Here is a 1,460-nt window from a genome sequence, read left to right as displayed (position 1 = left end):
TAGAAAGTGACCAGGTTATTGAATTCCGAGGTGAGGCTACGGCCGATCCGCATCACTGGACGTTGTGCCAAGAAAAGCCGACCCGATTAAACGCACCCCGTACCGCAAACCGACACAGGTGGGTGGGTAGAGTATACCAAGGCGCAAGAGTGAAACCTGGTCAAGGAACTCGGCAAAATGGCTCCGTAACTTCGGGATAAGGAGTGCCCCTTCTGGGGGCCGCAGTGAAATGGCCCAACCGACTGTTTAGCAAAAACACAGCATTGTGCGAAGACGAAAGTCGAAGTATACGATGTGACACGTGACCAATGCCAAAAGATTACGGTAAGGTGTTAGCCCTCGAGGCGAAGCTCCGAGCCCAAGTCCTGGTGAATGTCGGCCGTAACTATAACGGTCCTAAGGTAGCGAAATTCCTTGTCGGGTAAGTTCCGACCTGCACGAATCGTGCAACGAGTTGGGCGCTGTCTCGACCAGGTGCTCAGTGAAATTGTAACGCCGGTGAAGATGCCGGCTACCCGCAGAAGGACGGAAAGACCCTATGGACCTTAACTGTAAGCTGTTAGTGTTCATTCGATCTCGATGCTCAGCATAAGTGGGAGACTGTGAAACCTGCCTTTAGGGGCAGGTGGAGTCATCAGTGAGATACCACCCTTCGATTTTGGATGATCTAACCCCGTGCCTTGAATCAGGCCGGGGGACCCTGGCAGCCGGTCAGTTTTACTGGGGCGGTATCCTCCTAAAGAGTAACGGAGGAGCGCGAAGGTTGGCTCAGCGCAGTTGGCAACTGCGTGTCGAGTGCAAAGGCATAAGCCAGCCTAACTGTGAGACCTACAAGTCGAGCAGATACGAAAGTAGGCCTTAGTGATCCGGCGGTAGAAAGTGGAATTGCCGTCGCTCAACGGATAAAAGGTACCCTAGGGATAACAGGCTGATCGCGCCCAAGAGTTCATATCGACGGCGCGGTTTGGCACCTCGATGTCGGCTCGTCGCATCCTGGGGCTGGAGAAGGTCCCAAGGGTCCGGCTGTTCGCCGGTTAAAGCGGCACGCGAGCTGGGTTCAGAACGTCGCGAGACAGTTCGGTCCTCTATCCTCTGTGGGCGTAGGAAAATTGTGGGGTTCAAACTCTAGTACGAGAGGACCGAGTTTGACGCACCTCTGGTGTTCCTGTTGTTCTGTCAAGAGCATCGCAGGGTAGCTAAGTGCGGTCCTGATAAGCGCTGAAAGCATCTAAGCGCCAAGCAGTTCCCGAGATTAATTTTCCCCGAAGGATCGTGGAAGACCACCACGTTGATAGGCTGGGGGTGTAAGCATGGCAACATGTTCAGCTCACCAGTACTAATCATCCGTTCGGCTTGATTCCTTAAGCTTTAAATAAACAATTCAAAAAGGAAGCGTCTGGAGTAATCCGCAAACGTAAGAAAATGCAATACGCAGGAAAGCCCTTAGTGGCATGACTTGC

1 rRNA gene is annotated in these 1,460 nt (G+C 52.9%); it reads left to right on the top strand.

From position 1 onward, the window contains the following. Positions 1-1,361 (top strand): 23S ribosomal RNA (locus BUB27_RS19050); the annotation flags it as partial. Between the last annotated feature and the right edge of the window lie 99 nt (positions 1,362-1,460).

Origin of the sequence: Rubritalea squalenifaciens DSM 18772 (genome assembly GCF_900141815.1) — a bacterium.
Lineage (GTDB): Bacteria > Verrucomicrobiota > Verrucomicrobiia > Verrucomicrobiales > Akkermansiaceae > Rubritalea > Rubritalea squalenifaciens.
Note: the sequence above shows the minus strand (reverse complement) of the source record. Positions and strands in the feature narration are given on the sequence as shown.